Source organism: Candidatus Palauibacter sp. (assembly GCF_965197445.1).
GTDB lineage: Bacteria > Gemmatimonadota > Gemmatimonadetes > Palauibacterales > Palauibacteraceae > Palauibacter.
The window spans coordinates 252586-268372 of sequence record NZ_CBDANE010000004.1; the positions used below are offsets into that span (position 1 = coordinate 252586).

15 protein-coding genes are annotated in these 15787 nt (G+C 70.1%); 12 read left to right on the plus strand and 3 right to left on the minus strand.

Annotated features, from left to right (window positions below):
- Positions 1 to 2 precede the first annotated feature (2 nt).
- From ACN9M6_RS04865 to dnaJ, 9 genes are read left to right on the plus strand one after another with little or no spacing between them, the layout of a single operon-like run.
- Entirely contained in the window at positions 3 to 434 is a 432-nt protein-coding gene (locus ACN9M6_RS04865) for a hypothetical protein (protein WP_419161795.1), read from the plus strand.
- 6 nt (positions 435 to 440) lie between these two features.
- Positions 441 to 1124: a TIGR04282 family arsenosugar biosynthesis glycosyltransferase gene (locus ACN9M6_RS04870; RefSeq protein WP_419161796.1), complete on the plus strand. Its 684-nt coding sequence runs from the start codon at positions 441 to 443 to the stop codon at positions 1122 to 1124.
- The gene (locus ACN9M6_RS04875) at positions 1076 to 2104 is read left to right on the plus strand and encodes an asparaginase (protein ID WP_419161797.1); all 1029 of its coding nucleotides are present in this window, start codon (positions 1076 to 1078) and stop codon (positions 2102 to 2104) included. Before ACN9M6_RS04870 ends, ACN9M6_RS04875 begins: the two co-directional genes overlap by 49 nt.
- Entirely contained in the window at positions 2094 to 2768 is a 675-nt protein-coding gene (locus tag ACN9M6_RS04880; RefSeq protein ID WP_419161798.1) for a carboxymuconolactone decarboxylase family protein, read from the plus strand. The genes ACN9M6_RS04875 and ACN9M6_RS04880 overlap by 11 nt, the downstream gene beginning before the upstream one ends.
- A complete protein-coding gene (gene obgE, locus ACN9M6_RS04885; RefSeq protein ID WP_419161799.1) occupies positions 2753 to 3793 on the plus strand; it encodes a GTPase ObgE in 1041 nt (346 codons plus the stop codon). The genes ACN9M6_RS04880 and obgE overlap by 16 nt, the downstream gene beginning before the upstream one ends.
- Complete coding sequence (dprA, locus tag ACN9M6_RS04890) at positions 3781 to 4962, plus strand: DNA-processing protein DprA (RefSeq protein ID WP_419161800.1); 1182 nt, start codon at positions 3781 to 3783, stop codon at positions 4960 to 4962. The genes obgE and dprA overlap by 13 nt, the downstream gene beginning before the upstream one ends.
- 41 nt (positions 4963 to 5003) lie before the next feature.
- Positions 5004 to 6194, plus strand: coding sequence for a radical SAM family heme chaperone HemW (hemW, locus tag ACN9M6_RS04895; RefSeq protein ID WP_419161801.1), 1191 nt, complete (start codon positions 5004 to 5006; stop codon positions 6192 to 6194).
- On the plus strand, positions 6191 to 7234 hold the full coding sequence (hrcA, locus tag ACN9M6_RS04900; RefSeq protein WP_419161802.1) for a heat-inducible transcriptional repressor HrcA: 1044 nt from the start codon (positions 6191 to 6193) through the stop codon (positions 7232 to 7234). Before hemW ends, hrcA begins: the two co-directional genes overlap by 4 nt.
- 31 nt (positions 7235 to 7265) lie before the next feature.
- Positions 7266 to 8414 carry a molecular chaperone DnaJ gene (gene dnaJ / locus ACN9M6_RS04905; protein ID WP_419161803.1) on the plus strand — a complete coding sequence of 383 codons (1149 nt, stop codon included), beginning with the start codon at positions 7266 to 7268 and terminating at the stop codon, positions 8412 to 8414.
- Here the strand turns inward: dnaJ and tal are convergent.
- The 3 genes from tal to tkt are packed head-to-tail and all read right to left on the minus strand — an operon-like array spanning position 8404 to position 12058.
- Positions 8404 to 9558 (minus strand): transaldolase, encoded by a 1155-nt coding sequence (gene tal / locus ACN9M6_RS04910; RefSeq protein WP_419161804.1) that lies wholly within the window; start codon positions 9556 to 9558, stop codon positions 8404 to 8406. The genes dnaJ and tal overlap by 11 nt on opposite strands.
- Positions 9555 to 10022 (minus strand): ribose 5-phosphate isomerase B, encoded by a 468-nt coding sequence (gene rpiB, locus ACN9M6_RS04915; RefSeq protein WP_419161805.1) that lies wholly within the window; start codon positions 10020 to 10022, stop codon positions 9555 to 9557. Before rpiB ends, tal begins: the two co-directional genes overlap by 4 nt.
- Positions 10019 to 12058, minus strand: coding sequence for a transketolase (gene tkt, locus ACN9M6_RS04920; RefSeq protein ID WP_419162254.1), 2040 nt, complete (start codon positions 12056 to 12058; stop codon positions 10019 to 10021). The genes rpiB and tkt overlap by 4 nt, the downstream gene beginning before the upstream one ends.
- A 198-nt stretch (positions 12059 to 12256) precedes the next feature.
- Here tkt and ACN9M6_RS04925 point away from each other — a divergent pair, with 198 nt between their 5' ends.
- The 3 genes from ACN9M6_RS04925 to ACN9M6_RS04935 are packed head-to-tail and all read left to right on the plus strand — an operon-like array spanning position 12257 to position 15773.
- On the plus strand, positions 12257 to 13048 hold the full coding sequence (locus ACN9M6_RS04925) for an RsmE family RNA methyltransferase (RefSeq protein WP_419161806.1): 792 nt from the start codon (positions 12257 to 12259) through the stop codon (positions 13046 to 13048).
- A complete protein-coding gene (locus ACN9M6_RS04930) occupies positions 13045 to 13380 on the plus strand; it encodes an HIT domain-containing protein (protein ID WP_419161807.1) in 336 nt (111 codons plus the stop codon). The genes ACN9M6_RS04925 and ACN9M6_RS04930 overlap by 4 nt, the downstream gene beginning before the upstream one ends.
- Positions 13381 to 13385: 5 nt before the next feature.
- Positions 13386 to 15773, plus strand: coding sequence for an endonuclease MutS2 (locus tag ACN9M6_RS04935; RefSeq protein ID WP_419162255.1), 2388 nt, complete (start codon positions 13386 to 13388; stop codon positions 15771 to 15773).
- The last annotated feature ends 14 nt before the right edge of the window (positions 15774 to 15787 follow it).

Below are 15787 nucleotides of genomic sequence, written 5' to 3' on the forward strand. Positions count from 1 at the left end.
AGATGAACGAGCGCAGGCGAAGATCAGCCGCGATCGCAACCGCGATGGTCCTGATGGTGGCGGCCGCGTGCGCCAGCGCCGGTAGGCCGGGGACGTACACGCGGCTCCTCATCACTGGCAGCGAGATCCGGGAAGCGGGATACCAATCGGCCTACGAAGCGCTTATAAACCATCGGGATCTGATCGTGTTCGAGGGTGAGATCGGCTTCAAGGGCGGGAACGACCGCTCGACGTTCGGTCGAGAGACCCAGGACTATTACCTGCCGATGCTCGTCGTGGACGGCGACTTCAACCTGAACGACGCGGTCACCACGCTACGCCGGATTCCGGCGGACGAGATCGTGACGATCCGCCTCTACTACTCGAGCATGATTCCGGCCAAGTACCGCAGGCCGGGTGCCGAGGGCGGCGTGATCGAGGTCAACACCCGCTAGCAACCATTGGGGCGTCCGCGGCTGATCGTCTTCGGCCGGCTTCCCGAGCCGGGCCATGCCAAAACACGCCTCATCCCCGGCCTGACCGCGGCGGGGAGCGCCGAGCTGTACGAGGCGTTCCTCGAAGATGCGATGGGACTCGCGCCGCGGGGGGTGGAGACGCAACTGTGGGTACCCGACCGGCCGCGGGCGGTCGAGCGGCTGGGCGCCCGATATCCCGGGGCAAGTGTCCGCCTTCAGCCGGAGGGCTCGCTGGGTGACCGGCTCGAGATGGCGTTCGCATGCGCCTTCAGCGAGGGGGTGGGGCGCGCGGTCGCCGTCGGCAGCGATCATCCGACGCTCCCGCCCGATTTCATCGACGCTGCGTTCGAAGCCCTGCGAACCGCCCGTCTCGTGCTCGGGCCGACCCGCGACGGAGGGTACTACGCGATGGGCCTCTCCTCCCCGGCCTGGCCGACGGCGCAGGCGCTCTTCGACGGGGCACCCTGGTCGGAGTCCGATCTGTGCGGTTGGACCCGGGCCCGCGCCGTGGCGCTCGGCCTTCGCTCCGTCGAACTGCCGTCCTGGTACGATGTGGACCTGCCCGGGGACCTGGCCCGGATGGAGGGAGATCTGAGACAGGGTTCGGCGACGGCGAGGGCGTGGGCCCGCCTCCGCTCGCCCTCGGCGACCGGCACGCGAGGGCCGTGAAGGCGATCCGCGTTATTCTGGAGCGCGGCGGGACCCCTGAATCGGCGCACGTCGTGGCCGGAGACGTGCATGAACTACGCTCGGGTCGCAGCCAGTCGTTCGGCGACCCGGAACTGGCAACCTTCTGGCGTTCGTCCATGAAGCCCTTCCAGGCGCTCCCCGTGGTGAGGGACGGCGTCCTGGCGCGCCTGGGGATGGGGCCGGAGGTGCTGGCCCTGGCGTGTGCTTCGCACCACGCCACGCAGCGGCATGTGGACCTCGTAACTTCCGTGCTGGCAGCGATCGAGTTGAGCCCCGAAGCGCTGGTTTGCGGGCCGCATCGCCCGTTCGATGCCGACGCCGCACAGCAACTGGACCAGGCGGGCGTGCTGCCCGGCCGAGTCCATAACAACTGTTCCGGGCAGCACGCCGCGATGCTGGCCCTGGCTGTGGCCCGCGACTGGACCGTCACGGGGTACCACGAACCGGAGCACCCGCTGCAGCAGGCCGTGCGCGCCGAGCTATCCGCCTTGCTGGGGCTCGACTGCGAGGGGCTGCCGTGGGGCGTGGACGGCTGCGGGTTGCCGACGCCCGCCCTGTCGCTGCAAGAGATGGCGCGGGCGTACGCGAGGTTAGGGTGCTCGGACGAGGCGCCTGTACGCGCCGTTGCCGCCGCGATGACGGCGCATCCCATGTTGGTCTCGGGGCCGACAGCGCTGTCGGCGAACGTCATGCGGGCTACGTCCGGTCGGATCCTCGCGAAGGAAGGGGCCGAGGGGCTGCTCTGTCTCGCGAGCCGGGAGGCCGGGTGGGGTGCGGCCTTCAAGGTGCTGGACGGGGCGACCCGAGCGCTGGGGCCCGCCATCGTGCATGCGCTCTCGAGCCTGTCGCTCCTGAGCGTGGAAGAGGCAGACCGTCTGAGGGAGTTCGCGCGACCGGCGGTCTCGAACACCCGCGGCAGGGAAGTGGCGGCGCTGTCGGTCGAGCGCGATGGCGGGTGAGGCGGGGCTCGACGCCGCGACCCGGGCGCTCGTGCGGCTGTCGGCCGCGCTGGCCGTCTCGGACGCGCCTGCATGGCGAGACGCGCTCGCTGCGGCCGCCTCGCACGCGAGTCGAACGGAAATCGAGGAGACGCTGCTCCAGGCGCACCTGTTCGTGGGCTTCCCGGCAGTGCTCAACGCCCTCATCGAGTGGCGGAAGCTCGAGGGGGAGGAAGCCGCCGCGCGCCGGACCGGGGCGGCGCGTGACGCGCGCGGAGGCGACGTCGACGCGGCCGTTGACGGGGAAAGGCTCTGCCGCGCCGTGTACGGGAGACGCTATGAGAAGCTGCGAAGGAACGTGCGCCGGCTCAGCCCGGATCTCGATCGCTGGATCGTCGAGGACGGATACGGGAAGACGCTGTCCCGCCCGGGGCTCTCCGTCGAGACGCGTGAACTGTGCATCGTGGCTCTGCTCTCCGCGGGCGGGCACGACAGGCAGCTCCGGGCGCATCTCCACGGGGCCCTGAACGTGGGCTGCGCGCCGGACCGGGTCGAAGCCGCATTGCGCCACGGAGTCGGGGCAGCTGGTGCGGTGCGTGGGCGGGGAACGGACCCCGCGCGGCTATGGAGAATCTGGGAGGAAGTGGTCGATCGCGTGGAGAAGAAGCTGTGTTCGTCGACGTAGCGAGCGTACATGTGACCGGCGGGGCAGGCGGTGCCGGCGCGGTAGCGTTCCGACGTGAGAGGGGCGTGCCGCGCGGGGGGCCCTCGGGCGCGCGGGGCGGGAACGGGGGGGGTGTGGTACTCGTCGCGGACCTCCGGCTCGACACGCTGCTCGACTACTCCTACCGGGAGCACTACAAGGCGGGGCGGGCTGGTCACGGCGAAGGCGGCAATCGAGTCGGCGCTTCCGGGAAAGACCTGCGGCTGCCCGTTCCGCTCGGGACGCTCGTGCGCGACATCGAGACCGGGGAGCGGATCGGCGAGCTGCTCGAAGAGGGGGACGAACTTGTCGTGGCCCGGGGAGGTCGTGGAGGCCGCGGCAACGCGAGTTTCGCTTCTCCGACCCGCCAGACGCCACGCGAATGGGAACCCGGGGAATGGGGCGAGGAACGGCATATCGAGCTGGAACTCAAGCTCATCGCCGACGTGGGCCTGGTCGGAGAGCCGAACGCTGGAAAGTCGACGCTCCTCGCCCGGGTGACGGCGGCGAGACCCCGGGTCGCGGAATACCCGTTCTCGACTCTCACGCCCAACCTCGGGGTTGTGGGTCTGAGCGGAAGCCGTTCGTTCGTGATGGCCGACATCCCGGGCATCATCGAGGGGGCGCACGAGGGCCGGGGTCTGGGAACCCAGTTCCTGCGGCACATCGAGCGCACGCGGACGCTCGCACTGCTGGTGCCGGTGGACGAGAAGGACCCGCAGGCGACGTACGACCTGCTGCGCGAGGAGCTGCGAGCGCACGATGCGGCGCTGGCGGGGATCTCGCACTGTGTGCTTCTGACGAAATCAGATCTCGGGCCACCCGAAGCAGGCGTCTCGGTCGATGCGCCGGAGAGCTGGGGACAGTTCCGGATCTCGGCGGTCACGGGGTCGGGCCTGAACCAGGCCCTCGAGGACCTGTGGGCTCGCGTGAAGGCCGAGAAGGAAACCCCGGACGATGAGGCGGCCGGGGACCCGTTCGAGGGTGCCGAAGCGTGGCGCCCCTGATCCGCGAGCGTCCTGCCGGCCAACAGGCGTCGGACGGCCGCGGGGACCGGGAGCTGATCGCCCTTATCGTGCTCACCCGCGCTCCGGGCCTGGGTCTGCGCTCGGTGCGGCGGCTCGTCGACCGCTGTGGCGGGGCCGTCCGGGCACTGCGAGCCGTCCGGGCGACGACGCCGGGCGAGTTGCGCGAACTGTGCGGCAGCCGGCGGGTGCCATCGACCCGGACGGTCCGGGCGCTGAGCCCCCAGGCCGCGGCGGCCGCGCGAACGCTCCTTCGCGACGCGCGGGCGAAAGGGCTCAGCGTCGTGGGCTACGGCGATCCGGTCTACCCGGAGGGCCTGCGAGACCTTTCCGATCCCCCGCCCTTCCTGTTCTCCCGCGGGGACGGATCGCCCGACCCCGCGCGTGCGGTGGCCGTCGTGGGGACGCGAGCCGCCTCTTCGTACGGTCTGCGGACGGCCTACAGCCTGGGGCGGGAGTTGGGGCGCTGGGGCTGGACGGTGGTGAGCGGGATGGCGCGCGGGATTGACGCCGCCGCCCATGCCGGTGCGCTCGACGCCGACGGCGGGTCCATCGGAGTCCTCGGGACCGGGCACGACCGAGAGTACCCGGCCGAGAACCGGGATCTGTACCGAAGGATGCGGGCGCACGGGCTGCTCCTGAGTGAGTTCGAGCCGGCGACGCCGCCGACGCGTTCCGCCTTCCCACGCCGGAACCGGGTGATCGCGGCCCTCGCACGCGGCGTGATCGTCGTGGAGGCCGGCGGGAAGAGCGGCGCCCTCAACACCGCCGACCATGCGCTCGATCTCGGTCGGGAGGTCCTCGCCGTGCCGGGTCGTATCGACGACCCGGGCGCGGCCGGGTGCCTTCGCCTCCTGCGGCAGGGAGCGGGGCTGGTCGCGGGAGTCCAGGATGTGTTCGACGCGCTCGGATGCCTTCACCTGGCCGCGGAGGACGCGCCTCCGGCTGCGGGAGAGGGAGTACCGTCGCGCGATGGCCGGTTACTGGGTGCGCTCGCCCGTGGCCCGCGATCGCCGGACGAACTGGCCGTGGGGCTGGAGATGCCCGTCGCGCGGGTGCTCCGAGGGCTTGGCCGCCTCGAACTCGAAGGCTGGGTCGAGCACAGGCCGGGCGGGGTCTTCGCGGCCGTGCGCAGGCCAGGCCGGTCATGACGCCGGGTCGACAGCCGAGGGCCGATTCCTCAGAGGTTCGGTTGCGCCCCGCCGGCGCGCCATTCAACGCCGGGGAGACACGTTCCGCCGGCCCGCCACGCGCGCTCTACGTGCACTTTCCATTCTGTGCGCACCGCTGCCACTACTGCGATTTCTCCGTCACGCGGGCGGCCGCGCCCCCGGTCGACCGCTGGGTGTCCGCCATCGAGCGCGAGCTGGCCTGGTGGTTCGAGCGCGGCGGCTGGGATCGCGGCGCCGTACTCGACACGATCTTCGTCGGCGGGGGCACCCCCTCGCTGCTGGGATCGACAGGGATGGAGGAGCTTGGCGACCGGATCGCGGCCTGGTTCAGGGTGGACCCGGTTCGCACCGAGTGGACGGCAGAGGCGAACCCCGCTTCGTTCGATGCGCGTCTCGGTGCCCGCTGGCGGGCGGCAGGCGTGAACCGGCTGAGCCTGGGCGTCCAGTCACTCGACGATGCCGTCCTCACGTGGCTGGGGCGGCTGCATGACCGGTGCCGCGCCACCGAGGCCGTGTCGGAGGCGAGGACCGCCGGCTTCGAACGCGTGAGTCTGGACCTGATGTTCGGTCTCCCGCCCGACGTGGCGAGGGACCTGGCGGCCGAGGCAGATGCCCTGGTCGCGCTCGACGTGTCCCACATGAGTTTGTACGGCCTCTCGGTCGAGCCCCGCACTCCACTGGCCGAGTGGATCCGGATGGGCCGCGTCAGGGCGCCGGACGAGGATCGGTACGCGGCCGAATACCGGCTCCTGTCCCGCCGCCTGCGCGCCGCGGGGTACGAGCACTATGAAGTATCGAACTTCGCCCGGCCGGGTGAGCGGTGCCGGCACAACTGGTCGTACTGGAACCAATCATCTTATCTTGCCCTCGGCCCGTCGGCTCACGGGTTCCTGCCGCCGATCCGTAGCTGGAACGTATTTCGCTGGGACCGGTATGAACGCGCGCTCCTCGCGGGCCACGGTCCGCTCGAAGGCTGGGAGCGCGTGGGATCCGCGGAAGAGGAGCTGGAACGGATCTGGCTGGACCTTCGTACCGATCGCGGGCTGGCGCCCGAATTGATGGAGGAGTTCGCGGGGAACGGGGCCCGCCCGGAAGATTGGATCGAGGCGGGATGGCTGGAGGAACGGGAACGACGCTGGGTGGCGACGATCGAAGGCTGGCTCCGGCTCGATACGATCGTCGCGGCACTCGCCGGAGCCGAGAGACGATGACTCTCCCGACACTGACAGAGCGCGAACAGGCCGTCCTCGCGGCGGTGATCGACTCGTTCGTCCGTACGGCCGCCCCGGCCGGATCGCGGAAGATCGGGAAGGACTACTCGCTTGGCGTCTCGCCGGCGACGATCCGCAACACGATGGCCGATCTCGAAGGCAAGGGTCTGCTGACGCACCCCTATACCTCCGCGGGACGGCTGCCCACGGACCTTGCCTACCGGTACTACGTGGATGGCATCATGCGCTGGGGCAGCATCCGGGCGCGCGACCGCGCGAAGATCGAACGCGAGTTCCGGAGCGTCGAAGTCGGCGGGGTTGAGGATCTCGTGGGCAAGGCGGCGCGCGTCCTGAGCCTCCTGACGGGTGAACTCGGTCTCGCGATCGGCCCGACGCTCGCGACGGCCACCCTGGAGCGGCTCGAGCTCGTTCCCGTCTCGAGCGAGAAGGTGCTCCTCGTGTTCACGATCGAGTCCGGTGTCGTCCGCACCGTCTACGTGGACGTAGCGACCCGTTTGCCGCGCACGACGCTCCACGCGGTATCGCAGGCGCTGAACGAACGTCTGGCGGGGAGCGTGCTGTCCGAGATCCAGGCGACGATGCGCGAGCGGCTGGGGGACCTGCACTTCGACAACGAGGGCGCGCAGGAGCTGATGAATATCTTCGTACACAGCGGCCCCGACATCTTCGAGTGGGCACGGCAGGAGCGCGAGGTCCACCTCGGCAGTACCGCGGCTCTGGCCGAACAGCCGGAGTTCACGACCAGCGACCGGCTGCGCCAGCTCCTCCTCCTCACCGAACGCCGGGAACTGCTTGCCTCGGTTCTCGGCGAGCGCGGCGCCTCCGACGGCCCCCAGGTGACGATCGGCACCGAGCACGGCCAGCCCGAGCTCGAGGATCTGACGATCGTTACGGCCAACTATTCCGTCGGCAGCCTGCAGGGAACGGTCGGCGTGATCGGCCCGACCCGGATGCCGTACGACAAGGTGGTCTCGATCGTCGACTGGACATCCGATCTCCTCACCCGCCTGACGCCGTGAAGATTTCTGCCACCCGCGGAGAGACCCGCGGATGAGCCGCGACTACTACGAATTGCTCGGCGTATCGCGTGACGCGGGCGCGGACGAGTTGAAGAAGGCGTACCGGCGCCTGGCCATGCAGTACCACCCGGATCGCAACTCCGCGCCTGACGCGGAACAGCGGTTCAAGGAAGTGACCGAGGCCTGGGAAGTACTCAGGGATCCGGGCAAGCGGGAGCTGTACGATCGATACGGGGAGGCCGGCGTGCGGCGCGGCGGCGGCGGCGAAGCGCCGTTTACGGGCTTCGGCAACTTCTCGGACGCCTTCGACGTGTTCATGCGCGAGTTCGGCGGGGGCGGTTTCGGCGACCTGTTCGGCGGCGCGGGAGGTGCGAACCAGCCGCACCGCGGCTCCACGCTGAAGGTGTCCGTAAGCATCATGCTCGAGGAAGCCGCGGAGGGAGCCAAACGCTCGCTTCGCGTGTCGGTGCTGGAAGAGTGCGGGCGCTGCGGGGCCACGGGCGCCGAACCGGGCACGACGGCAGAGACGTGCGACACCTGCCGGGGCGCCGGTGAAGTACGCATGGTTCAGCGGTCCATGCTGGGACAGTTCGTTTCGGTGCGCCCATGCGGCGACTGCGACGGCGAGGGAATCCGGATCGCGGCGGCATGCGGCGACTGCGGCCGGACCGGACGGGTGCGAGCCGTCCGTTCCATTGATATCGAGATCCCTGCGGGCATCTCTTCCGACGACTACCTGAAGCTGCGAGGACGCGGCAACGCAGGCCCGCGCGGTGGTCCGCCCGGGGACCTCATCGTGCACGTGGAGGTCGAGCCGCACGAGCGGTTCGAGCGCAGGGGCGACGATCTCCTGCTGGACCTGCCGGTCACGTTTGCGCAGGCGGCCCTGGGCGTCGAGATGGAAGTGCCGACGATTCTCGGGCAGGCCCGGCTCACGGTCCCGCCGGGCATCCAGGCCGGGCAGGTGCTGAGGCTTCGCGGGCAGGGGATGCCCCGCTTGCGGGCTGAGGGCCGCGGAGACCAGCTGGTGCGGGTCCATGCCTGGACGCCGAGCCGGCTGTCACGCCGGCAGCGCGAGATTCTGGAGTCGCTGCGCGAGGTCGAAGACGCCCCGCCGGAGCCGCGCCGGGGCGAGGATCCGAGTTTCTGGGAGCGGGTGAAAGCGGCCTTTACGGCGTAGCCACCTCGGAACTGACCGCCACCGCGGCCGGCTGGCGCGCCATACGCTCGCCGAGGCTGGCGAGAAGCTGGTCGAACGGGACGGCGAACTTCTCCACGCCCTCCGCCAGCAGTTGATCCGTGACGTCGCCCAGGTCGATCCCGACCTCCGCCAGCCGCTCCATGGTACGGCTGGCCTCATCCACGCCTTGGCTCAGCGTGCTGCCCGCCCTTCCGTGGTCCCGGAAGGCGTCGATTGTCTTCTCGGGCAGAGTGTTGACCGTAAGGTCGCCGATGAGCGGCTCGACGTACTTCACATCGGAGTAGGCCGGACTCTTGGTGCTCGTGCTCGCCCACAGCATCCGCTGGGGGCGGGCTCCGTGGCCGGCCAGGCGAGCCCACCGGGCGGTTGCGAGCCGCCGCGTGAACGAGCGATACGCGAGCTTCGCATTGGCGATGGCGGCCTGGCCGAACAGCGCCTCGAAGCGGGAGATGTCTCCCTCGGCCGCAGCGGCCATTTCGCCCAGCCGCCGGTCCGCAAGGGCATCGATCCGGCTCACGAAGAAGCTGGCGACCGAAGCGATCCCGTCGACTGCGCGCCCCGCCTCGATCCGCTGCTCCAGCGCCTCCACGTGCGCTTCGGCGACTGCCTCGTAGGCGGCGATGGAGAACAGGAGCGTGACGTTGACGTTCACGCCCTCGAACAACGCCTGTCGAATGGCCGGGACGCCGGCGGGCGTTCCCGGGATCTTGATCATCACATTGGCGCGGCCGACCGCCTCGTGCAGGCGGCGAGCTTCCCGAACGGTCTCTTCGGTGTCGTTCGCCAGGTGAGGGGAGACCTCGAGCGACACATACCCGTCGAGTCCTTCCGTACTCTCCCAGACCCCCCTGAGGAGGTCGCACGCACCCTGGACGTCGGCGATGGTGAGCCGGTCGCATACCTCTTCGACGCTCAGGCCCTGAGCCGAGAAGCGGGAGATGTCTTCATCGTACTGATCGCTGCCGGTGATCGCGTTATGAAAGATCGCGGGGTTGGAGGTCACGCCTCTGAGACCCTCTGCCTCGACCCGACGGGCCAGTTCTCCGTCGAGCAGCATCCCGCGCGTCAGGTTGTCGAGCCAATAGCTCTGGCCGTGTTCCTGCAGCTGAAGTAGCGCGCTCATCTGTCTCCACCTCCCCTCATGTGTCGTGCCTCGATATCGAGGACCTTGCCGAGCCGGCGCCGGTGCCTCGGTTCGGCTGAAAAGTTTGCCCCCAGAAACGCGTCGGTGATCGCGCGGGCGAGAGCGATACCGATCACGCGCTCCCCCAGGCAGAGGACGTTCATGTCGTCGTGGTCGACCCCCTGCGCCGCGGAGTAGGTGTCATGGCAGACACCGGCCCTCACGCCCGGCACCTTATTGGCGGCGATGCACACGCCCACCGCGGAGCCGCAGATGACGATGCCGCGTTCCGCGTCGCCGTCGGCTACGCGTTCGGCCACGGCCAGAGCGAAGTCCGGATAGTCGACCGAGTCGGTCCCGTGCGTCCCGACATCGACGACGTCATGACCGGCCTCGCGCAACTCCGTTGCGAGCAGGTCCTTGTAGCCAACGCCCGCGTGATCCGCCCCGACGGCGAGCCTCACCGGGAGTGTTCCGGGTCGACGGTGGCGACCGCGCGCTCGACCAGGGCCTCTGCCGTAAACCCGAAACGGGCGAAGTTGTCTGCCGCCGAAGCGGATTGTCCGAAGCGGTCGATGCCGATGACGGAGCCGTCGGGCCCGGTCCATTCGGCCCACCCCAGCGTGGCGCCGGCCTCGATCGCGAGTCGGGGAATGCCGGGGGGGAGGATCTCGTCGCGGTATTCCGGTGGCTGGGCGCGGAAGAGTTCCCAACTGGGGAACGAGACGACGCGCGCCGCCACCCCTCGGGTTGCGAGCTGCTCCGCCGCCTCGACGGCCACCTGCAGCTCCGAGCCGCTGCCCAGCAGAACGACCTGGAGACGGCCCGACTCGGGCCGGAGTACGTAGGCCCCCCGTGGCACGCCGCGGTCCGCCGCCCCCTGGGCCCGGGGCAGGTGGGCGACTTTCTGTCGGGTGAGGACGAGGATGGTCGGACCCTCGCGCCGCTCGATGGCGATGCGCCAGGCGTGTACGGTCTCCTCCGGATCGCCGGGCCGGAGCACGACCACGCCCGGCATGGCCCGAAACGAGGCCAGATGTTCGATGGGCTGGTGCGTGGGGCCGTCCGCGCCCAGGCCGATCGAATCGTGCGTCATCACGTAGATGTTCGGCAATTCCATCAGCGCGGCGAGTCTCATCGCCGGGCGGGCGTAGTCCGTAAAGGTAAAGAAGGTGGCGACGTACGGTCGCACCCCGCCGTGGAGTGTGAGTCCGTTGGCGATGGACGCCATCGCGTGCTCACGGATTCCCCACCGGAGATTTCGGCCTTCCGGGGCCTCTCTCGAGAAGTTCGGTGAGTCGATGAGCGTGTTGTTGGAACCGGACAGGTCGGCGCTCCCTCCGACGAGTTCCGGGAGCCGGGGGGCCAGGGCAGCAAGGATCTTTCCGGAGGCCGCTCTCGTGGCGAGCGGGTCGTCGTCCGGCCCGAAGCGGGGCAGATCCTCATCCCATCCCGGGGGCAGCGCCGATCGTACGCGGCGCTCGAGTTCCGCCGCGACCTCCGGGTGATCGGCTCGATAACGCTCGAAGCGATCTTTCCACTCGGCGGCGAGTGCCTCGCCGCTCGCGGCCTGTCGTCCCATGTGGGCACGGACCGCATCCGGGACGAGGAAGGGCGGTTCCTGCGGCCAGCCGTAGGCTTCCTTCGCGAGCCGGACCTCTTCCTCTCCCAGCGGGGCGCCGTGCGCCGCGGCCGTATCCTGCTTGTTCGGCGCGCCGTAGCCGATATGCGACCTGATAATGACGAGTGACGGACGGTCCGCGATGCTGCGCGCCCGCTCGATCGCCACGTCCAGCGCCGGGACGTCGTTCGCGTCAGCCACATCCTGCACGTGCCAGCCCAGCGCCTCGAAACGCCTGCGAACATCCTCGGAAAAGGCGAGATTGATGTCGCCGTCGATGGTGATCCGGTTGTCGTCGTAGAGCCAGAGCAGCTTTCCGAGGCCCAGGTGTCCCGCGAGCGAGGCAGCCTCGTAGGAGACACCCTCCATGAGGTCGCCGTCGCTGCAGATCACGTAGGTGCGGTGATCGACGATCCGATGGTCCGGCCGGTTGAAGACCGCGGCCAGGTGGGCCTCGGCGATCGCCATCCCCACGGAGTTCGCGATCCCCTGGCCGAGCGGACCCGTGGTCGTCTCCACTCCGGCCACGAGCCCGTGCTCGGGATGTCCCGCCGTCCGGCTTCCAGCCGTGCGGAAACGACGGATCTCGTCCAGCGGCAGGTCGTATCCGGCGAGGTGGAGGGCGGCGTACTGGAGGATCGCTGCGTGGCCCGCTGACAGTACGAACCGGTCTCGTCCGAACCAGGACGGATCACGGGGGCTGTACCGCATGTGCCGCTTCCACAGCGTATACGCCACGGGGGCGAGGGCCATGGCCGTGCCGGGATGTCCGGACCCGGCCTGCTGCACGGCGTCCATGGCGAGGGTGCGAATCGTGTCGATGGACTGTGATACCACGGATGAGTCGGGAGAAGCGGACCCGGGATTGGCTTCGGCCATCGTCGTTTCGTTCAATAGCCCCTCGCAGGCGCCACGGATCGCGGACTGTACGAGATCAGGAGAGCCGGAGATCCGCGCGACAGGCTTTCCGCGGGTGTACCGGTTCGGCGGAGCGAAGATAGGCCCCGGGCCGGTGACGGAAAAGCCTGTCGGAATGTCGGTGGCGAGGGCCCGCCGGCGGCACATACGTTGCCCGTCGTGAGCGACCCAGGAGATGGCCGAAGCCCGCAGCCGCGCCCGCTGCCGACGTTCCTCGCCGACGGTCTCGCGGGCCGGAAGTCCGCCGTGCAGGCCGACCTGGCGGTGGACGAAGTTACCCACGTTCGCGCCGCCCGCATCCGTCCCGGAGACCGCCTCGCGGTGGCGGACGGCGCCGGCCGCCGCTGGGAGGGCGAGCTGATCGAACTGGGGCGGCGCGGGGCGCGCTGCAGGCTGCTCCGGGCCCTCCCCGCGCGACCGCCGCTCCCGGTGTGCGTCTGGGCTCCGGTGGCGAATCGTGACCGTTCACTGTGGCTGGTCGAGAAGGTGGTCGAGTTCGGCGTGTCCGAAGTGACGTGGATCGAGTGGGAGCGCTCTCGGTCCGTGGGCGACGCCGGCCGTTCCGAGAGTTTCCGGCAGCGGGCCGCGCGGCGTGCGCGCGCCGCGCTCAAGCAGTCGGGCGGAAGCTGGCTTCCACGCCTCCTCGGCCCCGTCTCGCTCAAACAGGCACTGGCCGGCCACGAGGGGGCGGGGTGGCTCGCCGACCGTGGCGGTTCGCCTTTCTTCGCGGGCGGGACGGCCCTCGAAGTCGCGCCGGTGCGTTCGGGGAGCCTGCTCGCCGTGGCGGTAGGGCCGGAAGGCGGTCTCACGGCTGAAGAGCGGCGGCGCTGCGAGGCGGCGGGGTTCGAACTCATCTCGCTGGGTCCGGGGACGCTCAGATTCGAGACGGCGGCGGTGGCGGCGGTCGCGCTGGCCGCGGCCGTCATCCGAGACACGGAGGGGATGACATGACGGATTGCGTGTTCTGCGGTATCGCGACAGGGGCCATCGACGCGACCCTCGTGGCCGAGGGTGAGGGCTGGGTGGCGTTCCGGGACCTCGAGCCTCAGGCGCCCGCTCATGTACTCGTGGTCCCGCGTGCACATGTGTCCAGCCTCACGGCCCTGTCGAGCGAGGCACTCGGCGGGGAACTCCTGATCGCCTGCGCCACGGTGGCCCGCGCGGAGGGGTTGACGGATGGGTATCGCGTGGTCACGAACACGGGTGCGGACGGAGGTCAGGCCGTGCCTCACCTCCACTTCCACGTGCTCGGGGGCCGCCGCATGGGCTGGCCGCCCGGTTGAGTTCCGTGGATCATGCCCTGCGGGTCCTGGAGTTCGATCGCGTACTGGAGGCGATCGGGGAACGTGCGGTCTCCGAGGCGGGGCGATCGAAAGTCCGCGCCCTCCGGCCGCTCCCCGACATGGCCTCCGCCCGGCGGCAGCTTGCGGCTGTGGACGAACTTCAGGCGATTCTCGGCAGCGGGGAGGGGTGGACTCCGGGCCCGATTCCGGAGCTCGCCGCGGCCTTGCGGCGTCTCGCGATCGAGGATGCCTGGCTCGACCCGCCCGAGCTGCTCGCGTGCGGGGACGCCATGGCTGCGGCTCGCGCCGCCCGGCGGCTCGCGGAACGGCTCGACCCGGACGGCCTCCTGGCGCTGTGGGCCGGACGGCTCTGGGGTGATCCGGGGCTCGAGAAGCGGATCGCGGCCACGTTCGACGACACCGGCGGGGTCGCGGACGGAGCGTCGGCCGAGTTGCGGAGCATCCGCCGGGGGCTGGCCACCCGTCGCGGTCGGCTCGTCGAAGACCTGACGCGTTTCGCGCGATCGTTGCCCGATCGCATCCGCGTGCCCGACGCGTCCGTCACCGTACGGAACGGACGCTACTGCGTCCCCGTGCGGCGCGAGGGGAAGGGAACCGTCGGCGGCCTCGTGCACGACGCCTCGGCCAGTCGCCGTACTCTGTTCATCGAGCCGGCCCGCGCCATCGAGGCGATGAACGATATCCGGGAACTCGAACTCCGAGAGGCCCGCGAGATGGACCGGATTCTGCGGGATCTTTCCTCCGCCGTACGGAGCCATGCCTCGGAACTCGCCGCTTCGTACGGGGCGCTGGTCGAACTGGATGCGCTGCGCGCCCAGGCATTGTTCGCACTCGAACTCGAGGCGTCGCCCCCGATCTTCGCCGACACGACCGCGGATGGGATCCGGATCCGGGGGGCGCGGCATCCCCTTCTCGCCCTTGACTCGGGCGGTGCGGTGCCGTTCAATCTCGATCTCTCGTCGAGCGAGCGGGTGCTCCTCGTGTCGGGTCCGAACGCGGGCGGGAAGACCGTCTTCCTCAAGACTCTCGGACTCATCTGCGCGCTGGCGCAGAGCGGAGTCATGCCGCCTCTGCACGCGGCAAGCCGGCTTCCGTTCTTTCGCCGGTTCTTCGCGGTCATCGGCGACGAACAGTCGATCGACGCATCGCTGTCCACCTTCGGGGCGCAGGCGCGCAACCTGGCCGAGATCCTGCACGAAGCCGACGAGCGCGACCTCGTCCTCTTCGATGAGATCGGGAGCGCCACCGACCCGGCGGAAGGCGGTGCGCTCGCGGCGGCGGCCCTCCGGCGTCTGGCGGAACAGGCGCGACTCACCGTGGCCACGACTCACCTCGGCGACCTCAAGCGGCTCGGCGACGAGAGGGCGGCGGCCGTGAACGCGTCGCTCGAGTTTGACGGCGGGCGCCTCGAACCCACGTACAGGCTTGTCCGGGATCGGCCGGGCCGAAGCTATGCTCTGGTCATCGCGGCGCGGCTGGGGGTCCCCGAGGATGTGCTCGCCGACGCCCGCGCCCGGCTGGGCCCGGAGCACGTGTCGCTCGACACCCTTCTGGCTCGCCTCGAAGCGGAACGGGGAGAGGTCGACGACCTGCGCGCGCGACTGGAACGCCGGGCGGGAGAGACCGCCGAGCGCGAACGGGATCTCGCCTCTCGCGAGACCGCGCTCGCGGCTTCTGAACGGGAGGCCGTCCGCAGTAGGGAGGCGGCTCGGCAAGAAGTGTTGCGAGAGGCCCGCGAGCGCGTCGAAGCGGCGATCGCACGGCTGGAATCGCAATACGAGGACGGCGACGAAGCGGCGCGGCGCAAGGCGCAGCGGGCAGCTCGGGGCGAAGTGGAGCGGGCGCTTCGGGTGTCTTCCCGGACGCTGCGCAACATGGGTGACGCCCGGACCCCCACCGGCGGCGGAGGCATGCCGCTGGTTGGGGAGGCCGTGCGCTGGAGTGCATCAGACCGCCCCGCCCGACTCGTGGAGATTCGGGCCCGGCACGGCGTCATCGAAATCGGGGGCTTGCGGCTGACGGTACCGCTGGGGGACCTGGCTCCGCATCCTGATACGGAGATCGACCTGATTGCACGCGGCGGGTCCGGTGACTCGGGCGCGAAGGCGGACCGGCGCCCCGAGCTGAGGGTCCAGACGGAAATCGACCTGAGAGGGCTGCGGGCCGACGAGGTGGATGCCGCGCTCACGCCGGCGCTCGATTCCGCGGTGGTGGGAGATCTCCCGTGGCTCAGGGTCATTCACGGGAAGGGTACGGGCGCACTCAGGGTGCGCGTACGGCAACTCCTGAGCGAGGACTCCCGGATCCGACTGTTCAGAGACGGGGGCGCGAACGAAGGGGGAAGGGGCGTTACGGTCGTGGAATTCGGGTGAGCTGGCGATGAGGG

Coding starts and splice junctions, on each gene's coding strand:
- dnaJ (WP_419161803.1), top strand. CDS start 7,266: ATGAGCCGCGACTACTACGAATTGCTCGGCGTATCGCGTGACGCGGGC.
- ACN9M6_RS04865 (WP_419161795.1), top strand. CDS start 3: ATGAACGAGCGCAGGCGAAGATCAGCCGCGATCGCAACCGCGATGGTC.
- hrcA (WP_419161802.1), top strand. CDS start 6,191: ATGACTCTCCCGACACTGACAGAGCGCGAACAGGCCGTCCTCGCGGCG.
- ACN9M6_RS04880 (WP_419161798.1), top strand. CDS start 2,094: ATGGCGGGTGAGGCGGGGCTCGACGCCGCGACCCGGGCGCTCGTGCGG.
- tal (WP_419161804.1), bottom strand. CDS start 9,558: ATGAGCGCGCTACTTCAGCTGCAGGAACACGGCCAGAGCTATTGGCTC.
- tkt (WP_419162254.1), bottom strand. CDS start 12,058: ATGGCCGAAGCCAATCCCGGGTCCGCTTCTCCCGACTCATCCGTGGTA.
- ACN9M6_RS04930 (WP_419161807.1), top strand. CDS start 13,045: ATGACGGATTGCGTGTTCTGCGGTATCGCGACAGGGGCCATCGACGCG.